The following is a 7,695-nucleotide window of genomic DNA, read 5'->3' on the forward strand; positions in this document are numbered from 1 at the left end:
GGGGGACGCTGCGGCTGGTGCCGTGGTAGCCCGGCCCGCGCTCGTTGCCCCCGCCGTTCTGCCCGCGCGGCGCCTGGCCGCCGGGGAAGCCCTGGCCGCCGCCCGGGAAACCCTTGCCGCCCTTGCGTCCCGTGCCGCCCGGTCCGAACCCGCCCTCCACGCGCGGCCCGGCGGTCACGATCGAGCCGGTGTGCGGGGAGTTCACGGTGTCCACCGCGTACGCGGCCGGTCCGCCGAGCGCCGCCGCCAGGCCCACCAGGCCCGCCACCGAGGCGATCCGCGCGCCGGCCCGGCCGGAGACCCGCCCGACGAACGGCCCGGCCGCCAGCGCGGCCGCCGCGAGCAGTCCGCCGACCAGCACCGCCCAGCGCAGCCACGGCAGGAAGCCGGAGCTGCGACCGAGCAGCACGAACGCCCAGACCGCCGTCACCGCGAGCGTCCCGGCCAGCACCAGCGCCCAGGGCACCCGGTGCCGGGCCCGCCACAGCCCGTCCACGCCCATGCCGACCAGCGCCGCGACGGCCGGGGCCAGCGCCACCGTGTAGTACTGGTGGAAGATCCCGGACATGAAGCTGAAGACCAGCGCGGTGGAGAGCAGCCAGCCGCCCCAGACCAGGAAGGCCGCGCGGGCGGTGTCGGTGCGGCCGTAGCGGCGGGTCGCCCAGAGGCCGGCCAGCAGCAGGATCAGCGCGGCCGGCAGCAGCCAGGCGATCTGCCCGCCGATGTCGGTGCCGAACATCCGGGTCAGGCCGGTCTGTCCCCAGCCGCGGCCGCCGCCGGGCATCGCGCCGCCCGGCAGGTCGACCCCGGCCGGCATCCGGGCGCCGCCGCCCACGCTGCCGCGCTCGTTGCCGTCGACCCGGCCGAGGCCGTTGTAGCCGAAGGTGAGCGAGAGGAAGCTGTTGTCCTGCGAGCCGCCGATGTACGGGCGGGCCGAGGCGGGCATCAGCTCGACGACCGCCACCCACCAGCCGCCCGAGACCAGCAGGGCCGCGCCCGCGAGCAGGGTCTGCCGCACCCGCCGCCAGAGGCCGGTGGGCGCCACCGCCAGGTAGACCACCGCGAAGGCGGGCAGGATGAGGAAGGCCGCCAGGGTCTTGGTGAGGAAGGCGAGGCCGAACATCACCCCGGTGAACACCAACCACCGGGTGCCCGCCGCCTCGACGGCCCGGACCATCCCGTACGCGGCCAGCGTCAGCAGCAGCACCAGCAGCGCGTCCGGGTTGTTGAAGCGGAACATCAGCGCCGCGACCGGGGTGAGCGCCAGCACGGCGCCCGCCAACAGGCCGCCGAGCGGGGAGAAGCGCCGGCGCACCGTCGCGTACAGCACGCCGACGGTGGCCGCGCCCATCAGCGCCTGCGGGGCCAGCACCGACCAGGAGGAGAGGCCGAAGACCCGCGCCGAGAGCGCCATCGGCCACAGCGAGGCCGGGGGCTTGTCGACGGTGATGAAGTTCGCCGCGTCCGAGGAGCCGAAGAAGAAGGCCTTCCAGCTCTGCGAGCCGGCCTGCACGGCGGCCGAGTAGAAGGAGTTGGCCCAGCCGGAGGCGCTCAGGCCCCACAGGTAGAGGACGGCGGTCGCGGCCAGCAGCGCCAGCAGGGCCGGGCGCACCCAGCGCGGGTCGTCAGCGCGCCCGCGCCAGGCGCGGGCGGGGAGGGTGCGCAGCCGGTCGGACCAGGTGGCGAACCCCTTGGGGCCGGCGGGCGGCAGGGGCTGCTCGGGGAAGAGCGGCGCCGGGTCCGGCCGGACCGGGTCCGGCCGCGGCACCTCCGGCGGCGGGAAGTTCGCGGCCTCGGGCCACGGTTCGCCGGCCGGAGGGGAGTAGCTGCTCGTGGTCATGCGCCATACCGTCGGTGGCGTGCCTGAGAGAACCGTGAGACGGGGGTGTGAGGCGCGTGTGATCTGGAACGTCAGGCGGACGGCGGTACGGCGAGGTGCCTGCCCAGCCACTCCAGGGCCGGGGGGATCTCCCGGGTCCAGGTGTGGAAGTTGTGGCCGGCGGTGTCCAGCGTGATGGAGGACATCGTGGTGGGGGCCTTGAAGGCCGCGATCATGGCCTTGGTCTCGTCGTAGTTGTTCTCGTCGTACGCGGTGGTCAGCAGCAGGTTGACCGGGGCGGGCGGCTGGTTCTTCAGCCGCCACAGCAGGTCGTTCTCCTGCTTGAGCCGGTCGTTGCCGCCGAACAGGTCGCCGGTGGTCGCGTCGTGGGCCGCGTTGTAGTAGCCGGAGAGCGCGACCGCCGAGCGGTAGGCGTCGGGCTTGCGCAGCGCGAACTTGAGCGCGCAGTAGCCGCCGGTGGAGTTGCCGATGACCGCCCGGTTGGCCGGGTCGGTGCCGATCCGGTAGGTGGTGGCGAGGGCCTTGGGCAGGTCGCTGGTGAAGAAGGTCTCCACCTGGGGGCCGTTCGGCACGTCCACGCACTCGGTGTCCCGGTCGCCGACCAGGGTGGGGCGGGTCATCACCAGGACGGTCGGCGGCAGCTTCTTCTGCTCGATCGCGTTCAGCGTGGACGCCGGGTACTGCATCAGCGAGATCAGCTTCTCCGGGGTGCCCGGGTAGCCGGTGAGCACCAGGGCCATCGGGAAGCGCTGCTTGGCGTGCTCCGGCTGGAAGTACTGCGGCGGCAGGTAGACGTACGCCTCGGTGGTCAGGCCGCTGCCGGCCCCTTTGACGTCGACCTTCTGGATCAGGCCGGAGCGCTCCGGGTCCGAGCCCTGCGCGGAGTAGAACTTCTGCTCACCGGTGACGGCCACCCCGGAGGCGTTGGGCTGGTGGTCGACGACCGTGCCGAGCCCGCCGCTGGTGCCGAGCAGGTCCGTCCAGGAGCTGTAGAAGCCGAAGTAGCTGTTGGCGATCAGGCCCATTGCGGCCAGCACCGACACCTGGGTGGCCAGGAACGCCCCGAGCCGGCCCAGCCACGCCTTCCAGCCCTTCCCGCCGAACCGCGGCCAGAGCCACATGGTGGCGGCGAAGACGGCGATCGCGAGGAGCGAGGCGATGATCTGGAGGGGGAGTCCGGTGAGACTGAGCACGGGCCCGATCGTAGTTGACCTTCGGAGACGGCCTCGGAGGGCCCCTCGGGGGTGACCGCCGGGTAATGGGTTGACGGGGTCGTTCGTGCCCGGGACCATGTGTGACCGCGTGGCTGCGCGGTGTGCGCGCGGTCCGGCTACCCGGGGGTGGGGCATGAGGTTCACGGGGTCCGAGGGGTTCGTGGGGAAGGCGGCTCTGGCCGTCGGCACGGCGCTGGTGCTGACGGCCTGCTCCGGCGGCGGGGGCGGTGGTTCGGCGGGCGGCTCGTCCGCGCCGGGGGCGGCGGGGTCGGGGGTCTCGGCGAAGCCGACCGCGACGCCGACGCCGACCCGGGCGCCGTACGGCCCGGTGCTCAGCGCGGGCGTCGACCCGGTCACCGCCGCGCTCGGCCAGGTGGCCGGCGCCAAGGACCTGAGCGACCTCGACACCGTGCTCGCCGGCGTCGTCACCAGCGCGCAGGGCGCCGCCAAGTCCCTGAGCGTGGCGGACGAGCCGCCCGTGGCGACGACGGCGCAGAAGGAACTGGTGGCGGCGCTGACCTCGCTCGCCACCGACGCCGGCAAGGTCCGCAGCGACATCAAGTTCCACGACGTCTGCGCGCTGAGCTCGGCCGAGGCCGAACTGGGCGCCTCCCAGGGGCTGGCGGCGGTGTCGGCGGCCCTCGTCAAGATGACCGCGGCCGGCTACCAGACCACCTTCGCCGTCCCGCCGCTGCCCCAGCAGCAGTCCCGCTCGCTGGACAACGGCACCATGGTCCGCAAGGGGAAGCTGCGCGGCGAGGGCGTGTTCAAGGTCGAGAACGGCGGCACGGCGGACGCGGTGGTGTCGCTCGCGCTGAACGGCAAGACCGTGCACTCGGTGTTCGTCGGCAAGGGGCAGCACGCCAGTGTCGACGGCGTGGAGGACGGGACGTACGAGGTGTACGTGTCCGGGGGCGCGGACTGGGACTCCGACGCCAAGGGCTTCACCCAGAACTGCCGGTTCACCAAGTTCGAGGACACCTTCCCGTTCGAGACCGGCCGGACCGCGACCTCCTGGGAGATCACCCTCCAGCCGGTGGCCGACGGCAACGCCAAGACCAACGACGTGGACCAGAACGCCTTCCCGCAGCCGTAGCCGTAGCCGTATCCACTGCCGTAGCCGTATCCACTGCCCTGGCCGTCGCCCCGGCCCGTAACGGGCATACCGGGACGGGTCGTTGCCGTCGGATGGCACGGCCCGTGCCGGGCAGTGGCGAGTTCGGTCACACTCCTTGACCTCTTGAAGTGGCCATGGCACTTTCATGCGGCGCGGGCGTCGGCGACCAGTCGTACACCCCGCGATCCCCCACAAGGAGAGCCATGTTCAAGAGACTTGTCGCGGTGGCCGGTACGAGTGCCGTCGTCGCGGGCGGGCTGGCCTTCGCCGCCGCCCCCGCGCACGCCGTCCAGGCGGCCGACCTGACGTCCACCATCGCCCTGAGCAACTGCTCGGCCTCGCTGGTCCGTTACCCCACCTCGGCGGCCGGCGACCGGGCGCTGATGCTCACCAACGGACACTGCCTGCCGACCATGCCCTCGGCCGGCCAGGTCATCCAGAACACCACCGCCAGCCGCAGCGGCACCCTGCTGGACGGCGCGGGCAACAGCCTGGGCACCGTCCAGGCCGACAAGCTGCTCTACGCGACCATGACCGGCACCGACGTCGCCCTCTACCAACTCACCGACACCTACGGGTCGATCAGCTCCAAGTACGGCGCCACCGCGCTGACGATCAGCGACGCCCACCCGACCGACGGCGCGTCGATGTACATACCCTCGTCGTACTGGAAGCAGGTCTGGAACTGCTCCGTCAACGGCTTCGTGCCGACCCTGCGCGAGGACGCCTGGACCTGGCACGACTCGCTGCGCTACAGCTCCGGCTGCAACACCACGCACGGCACCTCCGGCTCGCCGATCGTCGACTCCGCCAGCGGGCGGATCATCGGCATCAACAACACCGGCAACGACGACGGCGGCATGTGCACCCTCAACAACCCGTGCGAGGTGGCCGCCGACGGCACCACCAAGGCCTACAAGGGCCAGAGCTACGGCGAGGAGACGTACTGGTTCACCACCTGCCTGAACTCCTCCACCCGGGCCATCGACCTCAACGTGGCCGGCTGCCTGCTCACCAAGCCGGCCGGCAGCGCCGTCTCGGTGTCCAACCCGGGCAACCAGTCCACCGCCGTCGGCGGCGCGGTCAACCTCCAGATCAACGCCTCCGGCGGCACCGCCCCGCTGTCCTACGCCGCGAGCGGCCTGCCCGCCGGGCTGTCGATCAACTCCTCCACCGGCGTCATCGCCGGCACCGTCTCCACCGCGGGCAGCTCCACCGTCACCGTCACCGTGACGGACGCCGCGGGCAAGTCGGCCTCCACCAGCTTCACTTGGGCCGTCTCCACCGGTGGTGGCGGCTGCACTCCGACCCAGCTGCTGGGCAACGAGGGCTTCGAGTCGGGCACGGCCACGCCGTGGACGACGTCGAGCGGCGTGGTGGACAACAGTGCCTCGCAGGCGGCCCACAGCGGCTCCTGGAAGGCGTGGCTGAACGGCTACGGCTCCACCCACTCGGACTCGCTGTCGCAGACGGTGAGCATCCCGGCGGGCTGCAAGGCGACGCTGAGCTTCTGGCTGCACATCGACACCGCCGAGTCGGGCACCACCGCGTACGACAAGCTGACTCTGTCGGTGAACGGCACCACGCTGAAGACCTACTCCAACGTGGACGCCGCGGCCGGCTACCAGCAGCGCACCTTCGACCTGTCGGCCTACGCGGGCCAGAGCGTCACCGTGAAGTTCGCCGGGACCGAGGACGCCTCGCTCCAGACCAGCTTCGTGATCGACGACACCTCGATCCAGACCGGCTGACGCCAACGCCCGGGCGCCGGTGGCCAGTTCGACGGCCGCCGGCCCCCGGGCACGGGCACCCGCCTATGCTGGTGGGATGATCAAGCCGATTGAGCTGGTGATTTTCGACTGCGACGGCGTCCTGGTGGACAGCGAGGTGATCGCCGTCCGGGTGCTGGTGCGGCTCGGCGAGGAGTACGGCTGGCCGCTGACCGAGGCGGAGGCGATCGAGACGTTCGTCGGACGGTCCGAGGCGGCCAACCGGGCCACGGTCACCGAACGGCTCGGCGGCGAGACGGCGGCGGTGTGGAGCAAGCGCTTCGTCGAACTGCACGCCGAGGCGGTGGACGCCGGACTGACCCCCGTGGACGGCCTGCCGGAGGCGCTGGCCGCGCTCACCCTGCCCACCTGCGTGGCCTCCAGCGGCACCCACGAGAAGATGCGCCACACCCTGGGCCGGACCGGCCTCCACGACCACTTCGCCGGGCGGATCTTCAGCGCCACCGAGGTCGAGCGCGGCAAGCCCGCACCCGACCTCTTCCTGCACGCCGCCCGCTCGATGGGCGTCGACCCGGCCGCCTGCGTGGTGGTCGAGGACAGCCGCCCCGGCGTCGAGGCCGCCCGCGCCGCCGGGATGCGCGCACTCGGCTACGCGGGCGGCGTCACGGCCGCGGAACGGCTGGCCGGGCCGGGCACCGTGGTCTTCGACGACATGCGCGAGCTGCCCGGCCTGATCGCGGCGGGCGCGGTCCACCCGGGGTAGCGGCCGTCCTCCGCGCGGCCGTCGGGCGACAGTCGGGCGGCAGTCAGGCAGCCGTCGGGCGGCCGTCGGGCCCGGCGCCAATTCGGTTGCCGGGTACGGCCCGTGGGTGGCAGGGTCGGGCGCCATGGCCTCCTCCCGCAAGCTGCACGCCGACGAACTGGACATCGACGAGGCGCTGGTGCGCCGGATGGTCGCCGAGTGCTTCCCGCAGTGGGCCGGCCTGCCGGTTGAGCCGGTGGTGCCGGCCGGGACCAGCAACGCGATGTACCGGCTGGGCGCGGAGCTGGTGGTGCGTATCCCGCGGATCCCCGGGGTGGTCGAGGAGATCGCCAAGGAGGACGTCTGGCTGCGCCGCCTGGCCCCTCGGCTGCCCGTCCCGGTGCCGGTCCCGCTGGCCGTGGGCGGGCCGGTCGACGGCTGCCCCTGGCCCTGGTCGGTGCTGCGCTGGCTCGACGGCACCACACCGGTGCCCGGCCGGATCGCCGAACCCGGGGCGCTGGCAGGGGACTTGGCCGACTTCGTGACGGCCGTCCGCCGGATCGACCCGACCGGGGCCCCGGCCGCCTACCGCAGCGAGTCGCTGGCGGACCGGGACACTGGGACGAGGAAGGCGATCGCGGCCGTGCCGGACCTGGTCGACGCCGCCGCCGCGACCGCCGCCTGGGAGCACGCCCTGGCCGCCCCCGCGCCTGTCGGCCCGCCGGTCTGGCTCCACGGGGACCTTCAGCCCGGCAACCTGCTGGTCTCCCCGGGGGGACGTCTCGCCGCCGTCATCGACTTCGGCTGCGCGGGCCTGGGCGAACCGGCCGTCGACCTGATCCCCGCCTGGTACGTCCTGCCCGCCGCCGCCCGTGCGGCCTTCCGCGAGGCCGCGGCCCCCGACGACGCGGCCTGGGACCGCGCCCGTGGCTGGGCCCTGTCCGTCGCGCTGATGGAAGTCAGCTACTACCGGGACAGCGACCCGAGGATGACCGCCATCGCCCGCCACGTCATCGCCGAGGTGCTGGCCGACCACGCGTAGGCGGGTGGGC

5 protein-coding genes and 2 pseudogenes are annotated in these 7,695 nt (G+C 73.1%); 5 read left to right on the plus strand and 2 right to left on the minus strand.

Going from position 1 to position 7,695, the window contains the following annotated elements:
* Both ACFU6K_RS23955 and ACFU6K_RS23960 read right to left on the minus strand, forming a co-directional pair.
* On the minus strand, positions 1–1,840 hold a 1,840-nt coding region (locus ACFU6K_RS23955), incomplete at its 3' end, for a glycosyltransferase family 39 protein (RefSeq protein ID WP_380666190.1).
* Between the two features lie 71 nt (positions 1,841–1,911).
* Positions 1,912–3,033 (minus strand): alpha/beta hydrolase, encoded by a 1,122-nt coding sequence (locus ACFU6K_RS23960; protein ID WP_380666192.1) that lies wholly within the window; start codon positions 3,031–3,033, stop codon positions 1,912–1,914.
* 154 nt (positions 3,034–3,187) lie between these two features.
* On the opposite strand from ACFU6K_RS23960, the gene ACFU6K_RS23965 reads away from it, so the two are divergent.
* The 5 genes and pseudogenes from ACFU6K_RS23965 to ACFU6K_RS23985 all read left to right on the plus strand — a co-directional run bounded on the left by ACFU6K_RS23965 (position 3,188) and on the right by ACFU6K_RS23985 (position 7,685).
* Positions 3,188–4,150 carry a hypothetical protein gene (locus ACFU6K_RS23965; RefSeq protein ID WP_380666194.1) on the plus strand — a complete coding sequence of 321 codons (963 nt, stop codon included), beginning with the start codon at positions 3,188–3,190 and terminating at the stop codon, positions 4,148–4,150.
* Positions 4,151–4,554: 404 nt separating this feature from the next.
* Positions 4,555–4,992 (plus strand): annotated as a pseudogene (locus tag ACFU6K_RS23970) (trypsin-like peptidase domain-containing protein); the annotation flags it as partial.
* 204 nt (positions 4,993–5,196) lie between these two features.
* Positions 5,197–5,922: pseudogene (locus tag ACFU6K_RS23975) on the plus strand (putative Ig domain-containing protein); the annotation flags it as partial.
* Positions 5,923–5,998: 76 nt separating this feature from the next.
* Positions 5,999–6,664, plus strand: a complete 666-nt coding sequence (locus tag ACFU6K_RS23980) for an HAD family hydrolase (RefSeq protein WP_380666196.1) — start codon at positions 5,999–6,001, stop codon at positions 6,662–6,664.
* A gap of 124 nt (positions 6,665–6,788) precedes the next feature.
* Positions 6,789–7,685: an aminoglycoside phosphotransferase family protein gene (locus ACFU6K_RS23985; protein WP_380666198.1), complete on the plus strand. Its 897-nt coding sequence runs from the start codon at positions 6,789–6,791 to the stop codon at positions 7,683–7,685.
* The last annotated feature ends 10 nt before the right edge of the window (positions 7,686–7,695 follow it).

The organism is Kitasatospora sp. NPDC057512, from assembly GCF_042802135.1.
Taxonomy (GTDB): domain Bacteria; phylum Actinomycetota; class Actinomycetes; order Streptomycetales; family Streptomycetaceae; genus Kitasatospora.

Excerpts from the sequence above, each read along its gene's own strand:
- ACFU6K_RS23985 (WP_380666198.1), top strand. The coding sequence starts at position 6,789 with ATGGCCTCCTCCCGCAAGCTGCACGCCGACGAACTGGACATCGACGAG.
- ACFU6K_RS23980 (WP_380666196.1), top strand. The coding sequence starts at position 5,999 with ATGATCAAGCCGATTGAGCTGGTGATTTTCGACTGCGACGGCGTCCTG.
- ACFU6K_RS23965 (WP_380666194.1), top strand. The coding sequence starts at position 3,188 with ATGAGGTTCACGGGGTCCGAGGGGTTCGTGGGGAAGGCGGCTCTGGCC.